General features: G+C 71.1%; 14 protein-coding genes. 10 read left to right on the forward strand and 4 right to left on the reverse strand.

What is annotated here, in order from left to right:
• Window positions 1-173: 173 nt before the first annotated feature.
• Window positions 174-1,943 (forward strand): thiamine pyrophosphate-binding protein, encoded by a 1,770-nt coding sequence (locus DFR74_RS18790; protein WP_067513982.1) that lies wholly within the window; start codon window positions 174-176, stop codon window positions 1,941-1,943.
• Window positions 1,944-2,060: 117 nt separating this feature from the next.
• Window positions 2,061-2,243: a hypothetical protein gene (locus DFR74_RS18795; RefSeq protein WP_067514001.1), complete on the forward strand. Its 183-nt coding sequence runs from the start codon at window positions 2,061-2,063 to the stop codon at window positions 2,241-2,243.
• Window positions 2,244-2,270: 27 nt separating this feature from the next.
• Here DFR74_RS18795 and DFR74_RS18800 read toward each other — a convergent pair whose 3' ends face one another.
• The gene (locus DFR74_RS18800; RefSeq protein WP_067513983.1) at window positions 2,271-3,029 is read right to left on the reverse strand and encodes an NUDIX hydrolase; all 759 of its coding nucleotides are present in this window, start codon (window positions 3,027-3,029) and stop codon (window positions 2,271-2,273) included.
• Between the two features lie 76 nt (window positions 3,030-3,105).
• Here DFR74_RS18800 and nadA point away from each other — a divergent pair, with 76 nt between their 5' ends.
• The 3 genes from nadA to nadC all read left to right on the forward strand — a co-directional run bounded on the left by nadA (window position 3,106) and on the right by nadC (window position 6,969).
• Window positions 3,106-4,149, forward strand: coding sequence for a quinolinate synthase NadA (nadA, locus tag DFR74_RS18805; RefSeq protein WP_067513984.1), 1,044 nt, complete (start codon window positions 3,106-3,108; stop codon window positions 4,147-4,149).
• Between the two features lie 195 nt (window positions 4,150-4,344).
• Entirely contained in the window at window positions 4,345-6,033 is a 1,689-nt protein-coding gene (locus tag DFR74_RS18810) for an L-aspartate oxidase (RefSeq protein WP_067513985.1), read from the forward strand.
• A 75-nt stretch (window positions 6,034-6,108) separates the two neighbouring features.
• Complete coding sequence (gene nadC / locus DFR74_RS18815) at window positions 6,109-6,969, forward strand: carboxylating nicotinate-nucleotide diphosphorylase (RefSeq protein ID WP_067513986.1); 861 nt, start codon at window positions 6,109-6,111, stop codon at window positions 6,967-6,969.
• Window positions 6,970-7,155: 186 nt separating this feature from the next.
• Here nadC and DFR74_RS18820 read toward each other — a convergent pair whose 3' ends face one another.
• Entirely contained in the window at window positions 7,156-7,818 is a 663-nt protein-coding gene (locus tag DFR74_RS18820; RefSeq protein WP_067513987.1) for a GNAT family N-acetyltransferase, read from the reverse strand.
• Window positions 7,811-8,260: a MarR family winged helix-turn-helix transcriptional regulator gene (locus tag DFR74_RS18825; RefSeq protein ID WP_067513988.1), complete on the reverse strand. Its 450-nt coding sequence runs from the start codon at window positions 8,258-8,260 to the stop codon at window positions 7,811-7,813. The genes DFR74_RS18820 and DFR74_RS18825 overlap by 8 nt, the downstream gene beginning before the upstream one ends.
• A gap of 77 nt (window positions 8,261-8,337) precedes the next feature.
• Here DFR74_RS18825 and DFR74_RS37215 point away from each other — a divergent pair, with 77 nt between their 5' ends.
• Together DFR74_RS37215 and DFR74_RS37220 are read left to right on the forward strand one after the other, a co-directional pair.
• Window positions 8,338-8,970 carry an MFS transporter gene (locus DFR74_RS37215; RefSeq protein WP_228801709.1) on the forward strand — a complete coding sequence of 211 codons (633 nt, stop codon included), beginning with the start codon at window positions 8,338-8,340 and terminating at the stop codon, window positions 8,968-8,970.
• On the forward strand, window positions 8,928-9,404 hold the full coding sequence (locus DFR74_RS37220; RefSeq protein WP_067513990.1) for an MFS transporter: 477 nt from the start codon (window positions 8,928-8,930) through the stop codon (window positions 9,402-9,404). Before DFR74_RS37215 ends, DFR74_RS37220 begins: the two co-directional genes overlap by 43 nt.
• A 149-nt stretch (window positions 9,405-9,553) precedes the next feature.
• Here DFR74_RS37220 and DFR74_RS18835 read toward each other — a convergent pair whose 3' ends face one another.
• Window positions 9,554-10,732 carry a winged helix DNA-binding domain-containing protein gene (locus DFR74_RS18835; RefSeq protein WP_067513991.1) on the reverse strand — a complete coding sequence of 393 codons (1,179 nt, stop codon included), beginning with the start codon at window positions 10,730-10,732 and terminating at the stop codon, window positions 9,554-9,556.
• A 745-nt stretch (window positions 10,733-11,477) separates the two neighbouring features.
• Here DFR74_RS18835 and DFR74_RS18840 point away from each other — a divergent pair.
• The 3 genes from DFR74_RS18840 (at window position 11,478) to DFR74_RS18850 (ending at window position 15,476) form a co-directional block, all read left to right on the forward strand.
• A complete protein-coding gene (locus tag DFR74_RS18840; RefSeq protein WP_067513992.1) occupies window positions 11,478-12,470 on the forward strand; it encodes an alpha/beta hydrolase family protein in 993 nt (330 codons plus the stop codon).
• Between the two features lie 337 nt (window positions 12,471-12,807).
• On the forward strand, window positions 12,808-13,671 hold the full coding sequence (locus DFR74_RS18845; protein ID WP_067513993.1) for an arylamine N-acetyltransferase family protein: 864 nt from the start codon (window positions 12,808-12,810) through the stop codon (window positions 13,669-13,671).
• A 56-nt stretch (window positions 13,672-13,727) separates the two neighbouring features.
• Window positions 13,728-15,476 carry a penicillin-binding transpeptidase domain-containing protein gene (locus DFR74_RS18850; protein WP_067513994.1) on the forward strand — a complete coding sequence of 583 codons (1,749 nt, stop codon included), beginning with the start codon at window positions 13,728-13,730 and terminating at the stop codon, window positions 15,474-15,476.
• Window positions 15,477-15,568 lie beyond the last annotated feature (92 nt).

Raw genomic sequence — 15,568 nt, forward strand, 5'->3', positions numbered from 1 at the left:
GGTGCTCGTGATCGGTTCGATGCGACGGCTGCGCGGGTGCGTCGCAGAGGTCCTGCGGAGTTGACCGGCAGTCCTCGGTGCGGTGGTGCATCATCGTTGTGACGCAACGAAAGGCCGGGCACGCCAGCATGACTCGTACGACGCAGGACACTCCATCAGAATCCGCGGCTCACTTGCTGACCGGGGCCGAGTCGATCGCGCACGCCTTGGCGCGGCACGGCTACTCGACGGTGTTCGCCTACCCGGGTACCTCGGAGCTCGCCTTGAGCGCGGCGATCGCCGAGCACGACGATCTGCGGTTGGTCAATTCCCGCGGTGACAAGGAAGCCGCGTTCATGGCGGCGGGGGGAAACTTCTCCGGCGATGCGCGCTGCGCGGCCATCCTGCACGGCGCCCGCGGACTGACCAACGCGTTGGGCGCGACAGCGGACGTTCGGCGCAGTGAGGTGCCGGTGCTGTACCTGGTCGGCATGCCCTCGCGGTCGTCGGCCCGGTTCCTGCCGCCTCACGCCGAGCCCGGGCTCATCGACGCCGCGGGTGCTTTCGCCAAGGCCGCCTTCGACTGCTCGACGGTGAGCGGTTTCGACCCGCGGGCGTTTCTCGAATTGGTCATCGACGCGTTGGGCACGCCCGCGGAGTCGCCCCGAGGTCCGGTTCTCCTCGGTCTTCCGCAGGATCTGCTGGTGCGCCGATTCGTTCCCGCCGATCTGCTGCCCGAATCGGGCCCGGACCGTTCCGCCCACCCGCGAACCGACCTGGCCGAGGCGACGGCGCTGGTGGCCGGGGCGCGGAACCCGGTGATTCTCGTCGAGGACTACCTGCTGCGAGAGCCGACCGCCGAGCGGGACCTGGCCGCCTTCGCCGCCGCGCTGGGCGCGCCCGTCCTGCAGACGGCCTACCAGCGCGGCCCCATGCTTTTCCAGCAGGTGCGTGCGGAGGTCGTGCCGACGTTCGCCGGACCGTACGATCCCACCGACGCGGACCACCGCCGCCTGCTCGGCACGGCTGATCTCTTGATCACCGTCGAAGATCGCAACATGTACCCCCGTGTGGTCGGTCCGCTGCCGGACTGTCGCAAGCTGGCCCTCACGAGCAATGTCGCGGCGACCGCGAAGAACGGCTATCTCACCGCCGCCGACGTGCTGGTGCCCGGCGATGTGTGTCGGACGATGCGGGGGATCACCGATCAACTGACGGCCCTCGGCGGTGCGGGAGAACACGGCCCCGCCGGGATGACCGAGCCGGCCGGTGGCCGTGTCCCGATACCGGCCCCGCCCGAGCCGGGTTGTTCCCCGAGCGCCGTGGAACTGGTGCGCGCCGTCGGCAACGGGCTGGGCGCGGTCGTTCGGCCGGTTGTCGTGGACGACAGTTTGATGTTCGGCGGACTGGTGGCGCGCAATTACCGGCACCTGCCCACCACGGTCCGGGTCTACGGCAGCCACGGCGCCTTCGTCGGCGGGGGCCTGCCGACCGCGGTCGGACTCGCCCTGAGCGCCCCGGATCTCCACGTCATCGCGACCTTGGGCGACCACGGTTTCACCAACGGTGTTCAAGCGCTGGCCGCCGCAGGCGAGCACGGCGCACCGCTGGTCGTACTGGTGTGCAACAACGGCGCCAGCGTGTGCCTGGGTAAGCAGGCGGAATTCGACGGCGTCGGAAAGCACATCCTGCCGCTGGACAACGTCGCCAAGATGAGCTACGCGGATATCGCCGCTGGTTTCGGGCTGTCGACGGCGGTCCTCGAGTGGCCGGACGAAACGTCGCAGACCGATACCGTCGCCTCGGCGTCGGAGAAACTGTCGGCCGAGATCGAGCGGGCCATGGCCGCGCGACGCCCGCACTTGATCGAACTGGTCACACCCGGCAGTCCGGAGTTCTGGGCTGGAGTGTGGCGGGTCGAGGGCATGGAGAACGCCGCCCTGCCCACGGCCGACGACGAGTGAGGCACGGCTCGGTTACGCGAGCGCGCGGGGTCCGGGTCCGCGCGGCGGAAATTCGGTGGCTCGCCGGCAGGACAGCCGCTACGGTTGTCGCGCCGAGTGCGGGAGGAGGTGATCGGCATGCGCGGGCGCGCAGAGCACGACACGAACGACCGTGCGCGCGCGGAAGACGGGGAGCGCCCCGACCTCGCGGCATGGCGCCGCCGCCACGAGATCCGGCGATCCAATGCGGCGCAACCGATTCCGGACAAGCGGCGGTACCGCCGCACGGTCAAGCACCGGAACCGGTCGCACGACGGCTGACCGGGAAGCAGTGAGCTACAGGGGGATTCAGACTCTGGGGCGGAGCGCGGCGAACTCGTCGGTGACCCGCAGCCCGGAGTCGGTGAATCGGTAGACGGCCGCCGGGCGCCCGCCGGTGCGGCCGGGCGCGGCGGTGTCGCCGGTGGGGGTGATCACCTTGCGGCGGGTGAGGACGCGTTGCAGATTCGTCGTATCTACCTCGTAACCGAGTGCCGCACAATAGATTTCGCGCAACGTAGACATGGTGAACGTCTCGGGGGCGAGTGCGAACGCGATATTCGTGTAGGAGAGCTTCGCCGCCAGCCGGGTGCGGGCGTGCTCGACGACCGTCCCGTGATCGAACGACATGGCGGGCAGTGCCGAGACCGGATGCCAGGTGGTGTCCGGCGGTAGTTCCGGCTCCGCCGTCAACGGCACCAGGCCCAGGTAGGCCGAGGCGATGCGGCGCGGGTCGGGCACCCGGTCGGGCGCGCTGAACACCGACAGCTGCTCGAGGTGGGCCAGTTCGCGCACGTCGACCTTCTCGGCGAGCTGACGCCGCGCCGAGGTGTCCAGGTCCTCGTCGGCGCGCAGGCGCCCGCCCGGCAGCGACCAGGTGCCGATCTGGGGGTCCAGCGCGCGTTGCCACAGCAGCACCGCCAGTTCCGGCCGCCGGCCGTCGCGTTTGCCGTCCGCACGGGGGCGCGGGACAGTCGCACCGCCGTGACCTGCGGTTTCTCCTGCGAGGAACCGGCGAACCTGGAACACCGCGGTGAGCGATTCGTGGATGGTGCTACTATGGGGCACGTTTTCGATTGTAAGTCGAAAACCTGGTTTGGTGCGAATCGGCGGTGTTGCCGGCCGCACGAGGAAGGGAGCCATCATGGCGACGACGGGTGCGAAGCTGGCGCCCCCGCTGATGGGGCAGGTCATCGACGGGCCTTCGGGCTACACGGGTGTCGAGGCGACGCCGGAGTGGGCGCACGAGATCAAACGTCTCGCCAGGGAGCGCAACGCGACCATCCTGGCGCACAACTACCAGCTGCCCGAGATCCAGGACATCGCCGACCACGTGGGCGATTCGCTGGCCCTCTCGCGCATCGCGGCCGAGGCCCCCGAGGACACCATCGTGTTCTGCGGCGTGCACTTCATGGCCGAGACGGCCAAGATCCTCAGCCCGGACAAGACCGTGCTCATCCCCGACGCGCGCGCGGGCTGCTCGCTGGCCGACTCCATCACCGCCGCGGAACTGCGCGAGTGGAAGGCCGAGCACCCCGGCGCGATGGTGGTGTCGTACGTGAACACCACCGCCGAGGTGAAGGCGCTCACCGACATCTGCTGCACCTCGTCCAACGCGGTCGACGTGGTCGCCTCCATCGACCCGGAGCGCGAGGTGCTGTTCCTGCCCGACCAGTTCCTCGGCGCGCACGTCAAGCGCGTCACCGGGCGGCAGAACATGCATATCTGGGCGGGCGAGTGCCACGTGCACGCCGGCATCAACGGCGAGGAGCTCACCGAGCAGGCGCGCACCCACCCCGACGCCGAGCTGTTCGTGCACCCCGAGTGCGGCTGCGCCACCTCGGCGCTGTACCTGGCGGGCGAGGGCTCGTTCCCGGCCGACCGGGTGCACATCCTGTCCACCGGCGGCATGATCGACGCGGCCAAGACGGCCAAGTCCCATCAGGTGCTGGTGGCCACCGAGGTCGGGATGCTGCACCAGTTGCGCAAGGCCGCGCCCGGCATCGACTTCCAGGCCGTCAACGACCGCGCCTCCTGCCCTTACATGAAGATGATCACCCCGGCCGCGCTGCTGCGTTGCCTGGTGGAGGGCGCCGACGAGGTGCACGTGGATCCGGAAACCGCGGCGCTGGGCCGCAATTCGGTGCAGCGGATGATCTCCATCGGCAATCCGGGCGGTGGTGAGTGACGCGCGACCGCATCCGGTTCGCACCGGAGCGTCGCGGATGAGCGCGGGCCGTGCCACGGAATCGCTTGCGGTCGAGCGGTCTTCGGTCGGCGGTCAGCGGGCTGGCTCGCGACGGTCGGGCTCGCAGCGGGCTGGCTCGCGACGGTCGGGCTCGCGGCGGGCGACGTTCGCGCGCGGCGGACGGGAGGAGTGGCGATGACTCCGAGTATCGAGTGGGAGGCGTCGGCCGATCTCGTCGTGATCGGCGGTGGTGTCGCCGGCCTGACCGCCGCACGCACCGCCTCGCTGCGCGGGCTGCGGGTGCTCGGCCTGAGCAAGGGCGGGCCGATCGACACGTCCACGCAGTACGCGCAGGGCGGGATCGCGGTCGTCGCGCCGCACGGGGATTCGGTCGAATCGCACGTGCTGGACACGGTGGAGGCCGGCGCCGGGCTGTGTGAGCCCGCGGCGGTCGCGTCCGTGGTGGCGGGCGGTCAGGCCGCGGTGGCGGCGCTGACCGACCTGGGCGCGGTCTTCGATCTCGGCCGCGACGGCCAGATCTCGCGGACCAGGGAAGGCGGGCACAGCACTCGCCGCATCATCCACGCGGGCGGTGACGCCACCGGCGCGGAGGTGCAGCGCGCGCTGAACGCGGCCGGGCTGCCGGTGCTCTTCGGCGCCGCCGCCTGCGAGGTGGTGACCGGGCCGCGCGGCGTCGAGGGTGTGATCGCCGTGTCCGACAAGGGATTCGGCGTCGTACACACCCCGGCCGTGCTGCTGGCCACCGGCGGGCTCGGGCAGCTCTACGCGCTGAGCACCAACCCCTCGGGCGCGACCGCCGACGGCATCGCGCTGGCGCTGTGGGCCGGTGCGGCCGTGGCCGACCTCGAGTTCGTGCAGTTCCATCCGACCGTGCTCTACACGCCGGGCGGCGCGGGGCGGCGGCCGCTCATCAGCGAGGCCGTGCGGGGTGAGGGCGCGAAACTCGTGGACACCGAGGGCAATTCGGTGACCGAAGGCGTGCACCCGCGCGGTGATCTCGCGCCGCGCGATGTGGTGTCGCGCGCCATCGCGGCGCGGATGCGGGCGCTGGGCGCCGACCACGTCTACCTGGACGGCCGCGCGATCGACGGTTTCGCGCAACGCTTTCCGACGATCACCGCGTCGTGCCACGCGGCCGGGATCGACCCGTCGGTGGACCTCATTCCCGTCGCACCCGCCGCTCACTACCAGTGCGGCGGCGTGGTCACCGATCCTTATGGGCGCACCGGTGTGCCGGGCCTCTACGCCGCGGGCGAAGTGGCGCGCACGGGACTGCACGGCGCGAATCGCTTGGCCTCCAACAGCTTGCTGGAAGGGCTGGTGGTGGGGGAGCGCGCCGGCGCGGCCGCCGTGGAACGGCTCGAGGCTACCGAAGGCGTCACCGAGGCCAGGCTGCGCACCATGCCCCGGGTGGCACGCGGACTGGTGCAGCAGGTCATGACCGCGCACGCGTCGGTGGTGCGGGAGGCGGACGGATTGCGCGAGGGTGCTGAGACGCTGGAGCGGGCCGTGCTGCGCGGCATGTCCAGCCGGATCGCCGGAAACGAGGGTGGCGCTGCGATGCCGGGCGACGCGGGCGAGCTGTCCGCGCGGCGCATCGCGGAGGTGGAGGACGGCGCGCTCACCCTCACCGCGCGCGTGCTGCTGCTGGCCGCCGCCGCCCGCACCGAAAGCCGTGGCTGCCACACGCGATCCGATCACCCCGCGCCGGACGAGGCGCTGCGCCACAGCATCCCGATCCGGCTCGACCCCGACGGCCACCCCGACATCCTGCCGCTGGCCGGCGCGCCGGAAGGGGAGTCGCTGGCCGCGCGCCTGTCCGCGGACCCGGACGCGCCCGCGCTGGAACTGGCGGTGCCGTGAACAGGCGTCACGAACCCGGCGTTTTTCGACCCGATCCCGTGTTTCCTTGCGGGACAACAGATCAGGAGTGTTGAGATGAGCCTGGACGCCGCGCTGGACCGCGACGAGGTGCTGACGCTGATCCGCACCGCGCTGGACGAGGACCTGCGGTACGGGCCGGACGTGACCACCGTGGCGACCGTGCCCGCCGACGCGGTGGTGAAGGCATCGGTGGTGTCGCGGCAGCCGGGCACCGTCGCGGGGTTGGACGTGGGCCTGCTGGTGCTCGACGAGGTGATCGGCGCGGGGGCCTACGAGGTCACCGCGCGGGTGCCCGACGGCACCAGGGTGCGGCCCGGCGACAGCGTGCTGTCGGTGGTCGCGCCGACGCGGGGCCTGCTGACGGCCGAGCGCACCATGCTGAACATCGTCTGCCACCTGTCCGGGATCGCCACCGCCACCGCCGCCTGGGTGGACGCGGTGGAGGGGACCTCCTGCCGCATCCGCGACAGCCGCAAGACGCTGCCCGGCCTGCGCGGGTTGCAGAAGTACGCGGTGCGGGTGGGCGGCGGCGTGAACCACCGCATGGGTCTGGGTGACGCCGCGCTGATCAAGGACAACCACGTCGTGGCGGCCGGGTCGGTGGTCGAGGCCCTGCGCGCGGTGCGGGAGCTGGCACCCGATATCGCGTGCGAGGTGGAGGTCGACAGCCTCGAACAGCTCGACGCCGTGCTCGCCGAGAACGTGGCGCTGGTGCTGCTGGACAACTTCCCGCTCTGGCAGACCCAGGCGGCGGTGCAGCGCCGCAACGCGACCGCGCCCGACACCCAGCTGGAGTCCTCCGGTGGTCTCACCTTGGACGCCGCCGCGGACTACGCGCGCACCGGCGTGGACTACCTCGCCGTCGGCGCGTTGACGCACTCGGTGCGGGTGCTGGACCTCGGACTCGACATGTGAGAGCGGCCGTGTTCCGAAGGACGTGAGCATGATTCGCGCTCCTCGGGCGAGGGCGGTCGTCCACGGGTGATGCCGGCCCTTCGCAGAGTCGGTCGACCTCGGCGCGAGGCGGGCAGCGTCTTTCTCGCACCGCCGGAACCGCGCTTCGGCCCGGCGTCGACCGGAACACTCACGCATTGCGCGAGTTCAGATTTCGCGGACCATCGTCTGCTGGTGTACCGGCGCGCCCTGGTAGCGCAAGCCGGGCACCGGCGGGGTCGGCCCGTATGCCCGAAATTCCGAGCGCTCGAAAAACTTTACCGCCCGGTGGTTTTCGACCAGGGTCTGTAAGTGGCAGCCCGGCGAGCCCGACTCGCGGAGGTGGTCGAGGAAACGCCGCACCAGCTCGGCGGCGGCTCCGGTGCCGCGCGCTTCCGGCGCCACGTTGATGTGCAGGTGGGAAGGCCACCGTGGATCGGTGAAATCACCCGCGGCCGGCTCGCCCCGGCGCTTCGCGCGCACCGTGTCGAGCGTGGCGCGGGCGAAGAACGCGACCGGCTTGCGGCGCAGCACGAGTCGGTACTCGCGGATCGCCGCCGTCAGTCGCTCCTCCTCGCTGGGGAACGCGGCACTGTCCACACATCCGGCCAGGTAGCCGACAATCGCGCCGTCCCGCACCGCGACGAACAGGGACTGCGGCTCCAGATCCATATAGGGCGTCAGATACACCGCCAGTTCGGATTCCGGATGCCCCCACAGCGAAGCCGTCGGCGCCCCTTCCCCCGCCCGCGGCGCCACTCGCAGCAACTCGGACCGGTCCTGCTCGGTGAACCCGCGAACTTCCACCCGGCCCAACCTACCGTCACTCATCCAGGCTCGCCGTGAGCGCGCGCAGCAACTCCTCGAAGCTGTCCAAGGTTTCGGGCGGATAGCCGGCCAGGACCGCGTCCTGCCGTGCGTTGGCCGGGCGGAAGAACTCGTCGGCGAGCGTGCGCACCTTCGGGTCGCTGCGCAGCGTGACCACGCGCCGGTCGGTGTGTTCGCGCGTCCTGGTGATGTATCCGGCGCTCTCCAGCCGGTTGAGCAGGGTGCTCATGGCGCCCGAGGTGAGCGCGATGCGTTTGCCGAGCTGCGCGGGTGACAGCGGCGTGCCCATCGCCTCGGCGGAGGTGATCTCGAGCAGGGCGAACGCGTCGGTGGAATGCACGCCGAGTTCGCTCGCGAACCGCCGTCCGAGCTCGGCGAATCCCGCGCCGTACGCCCGCAGCGCGTCGGCGAGCCGTTCCCGTTGCGCGGCCCGGTCTTTCGACATCTGCCCTCCTCGCGGGCCCGTGCGGCCCGGATTGACAACATACCGGACCCGATACCGCTTCATCATAAAGTAACTTGATGAAAGAGGCATCTGTGACGACGGAAACCGACCCCGGTGCCGCGCGGCGCTGGCTCGGCTTGATCGCGATCTCGCTGGGCGTGGCGCTGATCGTGGTGGACTTGACGATCGTGAACGTGATCGTCGCGCCGATCATCGACGACCTCGGCATCACCTCCCTCGAGGCGCAGTGGGTGCAGGAGTCCTACGCGATCGTGTTCGCCGCGCTCCTGCCGCTCACCGGAAGACTCGCCGACTTATACGGCGCGCGAAGGCTTTTCGTGATCGGCCTGGTGGTCTTCGGCGCGACCAGCCTGCTGGCCGCCCTCGCGCCGAGCGGCGGATTCCTCATCGGCGCCCGCTTCCTGCAGGGCATCGGTGGCGCGATGGTCCTGCCGACCTCGCTCGCGCTGGTGAACGCCGGATTCTCCGGACAAGAGCGCGGTCGCGCGTTCGCGGTGTGGGGCTCGACCATCGGCGCGGCGGCGGCGGTCGGGCCGCTGCTCGGCGGGTGGCTCGCCGACCTCTCCTGGCGGTGGGCCTTCGGGATCAACATTCCGCTGGTGCTCGTCATCGGGGGCCGGCGTGCTGTGCGGCCGGTCTGGCACTCGTGGGACTCACGGCGTCGGCGGACACCGCCTGGTGGGTGCTGACGCTCGGGTTGTTCGTCTACGGTGCGGGCGTCGGCTTCGCGACCGGACAGGTCACCAACGTGGTGCTCGCGGAGGTGCCGGGCGAGCGGTCCGGGCAGGGTTCCGGCATCCAGAGCGCGGTGCGCGAACTCGGCTCGGCCGTCGGCATCGCCCTGCTCACCACCGTGTTCTTCAGCGTTCTCAGCGGCGGGCTGGACGATCGGTTCGACGGCGACCCCGCCGCGGCCGAGATGACCCGCGCGATCACCGACAGCGCGGGCGCGGCGATCCCCGGTCTGGCCGCCGACCCCGCGACGGCCGCTGCCGCCGACGCGGGTCGCGACGCGATGAGTTCCGCGATCACCGTCACCAGCCTGCTCTGCACGGGCCTGCTGCTGCTCGCGCGCGCGGCGACGGTGACGCTGCGGCGTGCGAAAGAGGCTGTGCCCGCTTGATATCGGCGCGAACGGCCGCCGTTGCCCTCGACCGGCGGCCGTTCGCGGTCGACTCGCGTACAGAGGGTCTGCTTCCAGGACGTCGCCGCACCCGGAGTGAGACGAAGGAATCGCCTGTCCGCGAGCGCGACGCGGCGGCGGTTTCCGAACTACGCCGTGAGTTCGCGTTCCAAAGGCGTCCTGAAGCGGGGTGTGTGGCGCACGTCGCCGTACCACGTTGCGGTGCGCTCGATTTCGCGCTCCAGCAGAATGCGGGCGTCGGCGCCGATGTCGTCGAGGAGGCGGTGGGCGATCTCGCCGTCCTTGCGCTGGGCCCAGCCGCCGACGATGCGGCCGTTGCACCAGATGCTGGGACCGATATTGCCGTTGCGGTCGAAGAGGGCGGGGGCGTGTGGGCCGAGGAACCAGTCGCGGGACTGCCAGCCCATCGGGGTGGCGTCGAGGGCGGGCAGGAGCGCGACCCAATCATCCGGGGCGGCAACGGGTTCCAGATCGTCGGACAGGACGACGCCTGCCGTGCCGTCGAGGTCGACCTCGGTGACGTCCAAGCGGGACAACGCCTTGCGGACGTCGCCGAGCGTCCAGCCCGTCCACCACTTGATGTCCGACACCGGTGCGGGACCGAACGCGCTCAGCCATCGCCGCACCAGCTCGGCCCGCGCCTCGTCGGCGGGCATCGACGAAATGCCTTCGGGCAACCAGGATTCCACCGGTTCCCAGCGGTATTGACTGCTGGCCCAACTGCCGTTCGTCCGGCCGCGCACGATCCGTCCTTCCGCGCCGAGTGTGACCAGCACCCATGTGGTGATATTCGTGGGCTTGGAGTACGACTTCCCCGGTGCGGCATCGATCTGCGTGCGCAATCGCGGCACGTCCTTGCCGAGCTGCGCGCCGGTGGCGGCGCCGCGGGCCAGCAGCGCCCGATGGGTCTCCTCCTCGACTTCGGCCCACCACGCGGCCACGTCGTCGCCCCCGAGCCCGGCCTGTTCCACGAAACGCGCGTAGGTGCGGCGCTGTTTGGTGGCGAGCGCGTCGGCGCACGAAGCCTGTAGTGCCGGAAGGAGTTCCACCGGTGCGACGAACATGGTGCGCCGCATGGCCAGCAGGCGCAGCAGTGTGCGCGCCTCGTACAGGGCGTGTTCCACGTCGGCGGGCGTCGCGGTCACGCTGCGCGCGGCGAGGGAGAGGAACACCGTCGCCGGATCGGTCGCGTGCAGCACGACCAGCGACCGCGCGACGGCCGCCACATCGTCGCAGTGGTGGACGGTAGCCAGCCGGTGGCGTACGGCTAGCCGGGCCCGCCGCTGGGTGATGTCGATCGCGCGCATGGCCCGAATCGTATCCGTAACCTGGGTAACGATCGTTTAACCCCGAGAGACTCGTTTCGAAATATTCGCTCGGCAGTATTCACGTCACCGGGGCCGGGAAATCGAAAACCCCAGTGCCGGTTCTGTTTACACGCTGGATTGAAGGAGAGATCGATGAAGGAAATCAGCCTTATCACCGACCTGCTCTCGCTGGTCAGCAACCTGCTGAGCGGCCTGCTCGGCGGTCTGTGATCCCGTAGCTCGACCCTAGCTCGACCCAGCTCTACCAGCTTCACCAAGCTCTACCCTAGTCGATGCCGCCGGGTACCGGCATTACCCGGCGGCATCGTCGTGCCCGGACATCGATGCCGAACCGCCCGCGCCAGTGCATGATTCGTCAAGCACTGGCGCGGGCGTCGTCGTGTCCGAAACCTGTTGTGCGGAAATGTGATTCATATCATGGTTTGAAACATCAAGCGCCCGAACATCTTCGGGTGTGATGGTGCGCACGAGGCTCGGCAAACTTGCGGCACCCCCCGGGTGCGGAGGCTTCCATGAGATCTGGACGTTTGCCCAATTTTTGCGTACGGGATGCCGCGCGAGCGCGGGCACCGCCCGCGCGGTTACCTGATCGGCGCGCCCGTGGCGGGCGAGGCAGCGCCGAGGGCCGCGTTCTCCGATCGGCGCACGCGCCCGGAGCGGTCTTCCCGCGACATGACGATGCTTGTCGCCACCCACCTCCCGCGCCCCGTGCGATGATTCCGCCATGGTGCGCGGATCCGCTCTGCTCGGCGCGTTGTGCCTGCTCCTGACCCTCACCGCGGGCGCGTCCCCGCCGGTCACGGCCACCCCGGACTGCCGGGGCGGCGTGGACGTGCGCCCGGTGTCGATCCAGGTCGACGGTGAGGAGGCCACCGGCCGCGTCTACGAGCCCTATCGCTGCGCGGCGGGCGATCTGCCGCCCCGCGCCCTGGTGATCGCGGTGCACGGGCACGGCGGTTCTTCCGCCGATTACGCGAGCTACCTCACCTCGCTGTCGCGCCGCACCGGCACGCCGTTCCTGTCCATGGACCTGCGCTCCGCGACCAGCGTGTGGCGCACCGGCGAGTGGAACCTGTGGGCCGGGTGGCGCGATCTGGTGGCCGCCACCGAGTGGTATCGGTCCGAGCATCCGGGCATCGACCGGACCGTGCTGTGGGGCTGGAGTCAAGGCGGGATCACCAGCGGTCTCGCCGCGGCGCACGGTCCGCGCGGGTTGTTCGACTACTGGGTCGACAATTTCGGCCCCGCCGACACGTTTTCGATGTGGCTCGGCGCCGGCGCGGTCGCCCCGGACCTGCCCGCCCAGATCCAGCGCGACGCGGGCGGCTGCACCCCGCTGGTGTGCCCGCTCGCCTACGCGGACCGGTCACCGGCCCTGCTCGCGGACCGGATCGACGTGCGGCGCGCCTTCCTCATCCACGGCATCGCCGACGACGTGGTGCCGTTCGCCGCGTCCGCGGAACTGCGCGCGGGCCTGGTGGCGGCGGGCAAACTCACCTCGATGTACACCATCGTCAGCGGCCGCGGCCTGGACGGCGCGGTCGCGCCCGGTGATCACAGCGTGGGCCCGGCGTTCTTCGAGGGCGGGTGCGTGGTCGAGCGAGTGCTCTCCGGCGCCGAACCCGTCGACGGGCCCGACGCGGACTACGTGGTCGACGTCGCGCGCGGGATCGTGACCGCGCCACCGGCCCCGGCCGGCGCGAAGTGCGCGGCCTGAGCCGGCGTCGGCGAGTTCGGGCGCCGGGCGGGCGACGCGGCGCTGAGTGGGCGGTCCGAGCCGGACCTGTCCACATGGTGCCGCGGGCGTTCGAACCGGCACTGAGTGCGCTGCCCGTAGCCACCCGGGGGCCGTTGCGGGGTGCTCGAACCGGTGCTGAGTGTGCTGCCCGGTCCATCGGGTGGCCGTTGCGGGGTGTTCAAACCGGTGCGTGGTGCGCTGCCCGGGTCCACCCGGCGGCCGTAGCAGGGCGTTCGAACCGACACTGCGCGGCCCGGAACACTCCCGGCGCGAGCGCGGTTGTTCGGAACATACCGACGACGAAGTGAGGTGTGCGATGACCAAGCCCGCCGACCCGGCCTACCACTGGAACGGCGCGGAGCTGGACCTGGACGCCTATCTGACCAGGATCGGATTCACCGGCGAGCGGGCCGCGACCGTGGATACCCTGCGGGAACTCGTCCGCGCGCACACCACCTCGATCCCGTTCGAGAATGTGGAGGCCGTGCTGGGCCGGCCGGTGCCGCTGGACCTGGCGACCTTGCAGGACAAGCTGATCGGCGGCGGGCGCGGCGGGTATTGCTACGAGAACGTCCTCGTGTTCGCGGCCGCGCTGGAGCGGCTCGGCTTCGGCGTCACCGGCCTGTCGGGCCGGGTCACCATGGGCGCGGGCGGCATCCGTCCGGCCACCCACGCCATGCTGCGCGTCACCACCGACGAGGACGACCGCGTGTGGATCTGCGATGTCGGCTTCGGCCACGGGCCGCTCGCCCCGTACGAATTGTCCGAGGGCACCGGCGAGTTCACGGCCGGGGACTGGCGGTTCCGGCTGGAGCGCACCGAAGGGGAACTCGGCACCGACGTGTGGGTGCTGCACCAGTTCGGCCGCGACGGCTGGGTCGACCGCTACACCTTCACGATCCATCCGCAGTACCGAATCGACTTCGAGGTGGGCAACCTGTTCGTGTCCACCTCGCCGCGCTCGCCGTTCCGCACCCGCCCGTTCCTGCAGCGGTTCCTGCCCGACCGCCACCACGTGCTCGACGGCGCCCAGCTCGTCACCGAGTACCCCGACGGCACGAGCGAGAGCCGGCGGTTGGAGCCCGGCGAACTCGGCAAGGTGATCGCGGAGGTCTTCGACATCGATCTCGCGCCCGCCGATATCGACGCGCTGACCGGCGGTTCCTGGTTCCAGGACTGACGCGCCCGCGCGCCGGGTCCGTGGCCGGGCGCACGCGTTTCGGTACCGTCGGCGGGGTGCGCACCCACCGCAAGCTCCTGGTCCTGTCCGCAGCCCCGTTGCTCGCGCTGGCCGCGTGCAGTTCGGGCCCGGATCAGCCGCAGACGGTGGCCGGGCAGTTCGCGGAGGCGCTGAACACCGACGACGTGGCGGCGGCCGCCGCGCTCACCGACGACCCCGCAGCCGCGACCGCCGCGCTGAACCAGCTCTACGAAGGACTCGGCAGGGAAGTGTCCTACACGGTGCGCGGCACCGACGGCGACACCTTCACCCTCGACGCCACGTGGAAGCTGGGCAAGGACGGCCGCGACGAGTGGACCTACTCCACGACCGGCAGCGCGAGCGAGGACGGGGACTGGAAGATCCGCTGGGATCCGGCCACCGTCGCGCCCGGCCTCGCGTCGGGGCCGCTCAGCTACGGACCCGCCTACGGAACCCCGGCGCGCGTGCTCGACGCGGCGGGCGGCGACCTGATGACCGAGCACATCGTCACTTTGGTGAACCTCTCGCCCGGCGTGGACACCGCCGCCGTCGCCGCGCTGCTGCAACCGCTGGCGCCCGGCATCACCGCCCAGAGCCTGCAAGCGGATCTCGATGCGGCGCAGGGCAAACCGGTCACCGCCATCTCGCTGCGCGCCGTCGACATCGGCCCGATCAACGACGCGCTCGCCGCGCTGCCCGGCGTCACCCTCGCGCCGCAGACGCGGCTGCTCACCACCGACAAGGCGCTCGCCGGTCCGACGCTCGCGGGCCTGTCGGAGCTGTGGCAGAGCGAGGCCGACGCCGCCGCGGGCTGGAGCGTGCGGACGCGGACGCCGAGCGGCACCGAGCGCGTCGCGGGCCGCGATCCGCAACCCACCGCCGATATCCGCACCACCCTCGACGTCGGCCTGCAACGCGCCGCCGAGGACGCGCTGGGCGGCATCGGGCAGCCCGCCGTGATCGTCGCGCTGCAACCGTCCACCGGGAACGTGCTCGCCATCGCGCAGAACGCCGCCGCCGACGCGCAGGGCCCGATCGCGCTCACCGGCCTCTACCCGCCCGGTTCGACCTTCAAGACGGTCACCGTGTCGGCCGCGCTGCAAGCCGGCGGGGTGACGCCCGACACCGTGCTGCCCTGCCCCGGCAGCGCCGACATCGAGGGCCGCCGCATCCCCAACGACGACAATTTCGACCTGGGCCAGGTGCCCCTGCACACCGCGTTCGCGCGGTCCTGCAACACCACGATGGGCATGCTCGGCGTGCAACTGCCGCCCGACGCGCTGACGAACGCGGCCGCGCAACTGGGCCTGGGCATCGACTACGTGACGCCCGGCCTCACCACCGTCACCGGCAAGGTGCCCGCCGCCGACACCCCGGCCCAGCGCGTCGAGTCGAGCATCGGTCAAGGGCAGGTGACGGCCTCGCCGTTCGGGATGGCGCTGGTCGCGGCGTCCATCGCGCACGGGTCGGCGCCCGTGCCCACGCTGGTGCAGGGCAAACCGGGCGTAGCCGACCGGCAGCCGGAACCGGTGCCCGCCGAGGTCGACCAGCAGCTGCGCACGATGATGCGCGAAACCGTCACCGGCGGGACGGCGACCCAGCTCGCCGACATTCCCGGCCTGCTCGGCAAGACCGGCACCGCCGAGTACATCGACGACACCCACGCGCACGGCTGGTTCGTCGGGATCGACGGCGATCTGGCCTTCGCGGTGTTCGTCAGCGACGCGGGCAGTTCGGCCCCGGCCGTCGACGCCGCGGGCCGCATGTTGCGCGCCGCGCGGTAGAGCCTCCGCAGTACAGAGCGTTTTCGGCCGATCTGGGCTGTCGATGGACCCGGCTGGCGCATACGGATTCGTCCGCGCCCGCTACACTCGTT

It is taken from the genome of Nocardia puris (assembly GCF_003315035.1).
Classification (GTDB): domain Bacteria; phylum Actinomycetota; class Actinomycetes; order Mycobacteriales; family Mycobacteriaceae; genus Nocardia; species Nocardia puris.

Excerpts from the sequence above, each read along its gene's own strand:
- DFR74_RS18840 (WP_067513992.1), top strand. The coding sequence starts at position 11,478 with ATGGTGCGCGGATCCGCTCTGCTCGGCGCGTTGTGCCTGCTCCTGACC.
- DFR74_RS18820 (WP_067513987.1), bottom strand. The coding sequence starts at position 7,818 with ATGAGTGACGGTAGGTTGGGCCGGGTGGAAGTTCGCGGGTTCACCGAG.
- nadC (WP_067513986.1), top strand. The coding sequence starts at position 6,109 with ATGAGCCTGGACGCCGCGCTGGACCGCGACGAGGTGCTGACGCTGATC.
- DFR74_RS18835 (WP_067513991.1), bottom strand. The coding sequence starts at position 10,732 with ATGCGCGCGATCGACATCACCCAGCGGCGGGCCCGGCTAGCCGTACGC.
- DFR74_RS18825 (WP_067513988.1), bottom strand. The coding sequence starts at position 8,260 with ATGTCGAAAGACCGGGCCGCGCAACGGGAACGGCTCGCCGACGCGCTG.
- nadA (WP_067513984.1), top strand. The coding sequence starts at position 3,106 with ATGGCGACGACGGGTGCGAAGCTGGCGCCCCCGCTGATGGGGCAGGTC.
- DFR74_RS18810 (WP_067513985.1), top strand. The coding sequence starts at position 4,345 with ATGACTCCGAGTATCGAGTGGGAGGCGTCGGCCGATCTCGTCGTGATC.
- DFR74_RS18795 (WP_067514001.1), top strand. The coding sequence starts at position 2,061 with ATGCGCGGGCGCGCAGAGCACGACACGAACGACCGTGCGCGCGCGGAA.
- DFR74_RS37215 (WP_228801709.1), top strand. The coding sequence starts at position 8,338 with ATGAAAGAGGCATCTGTGACGACGGAAACCGACCCCGGTGCCGCGCGG.
- DFR74_RS18845 (WP_067513993.1), top strand. The coding sequence starts at position 12,808 with ATGACCAAGCCCGCCGACCCGGCCTACCACTGGAACGGCGCGGAGCTG.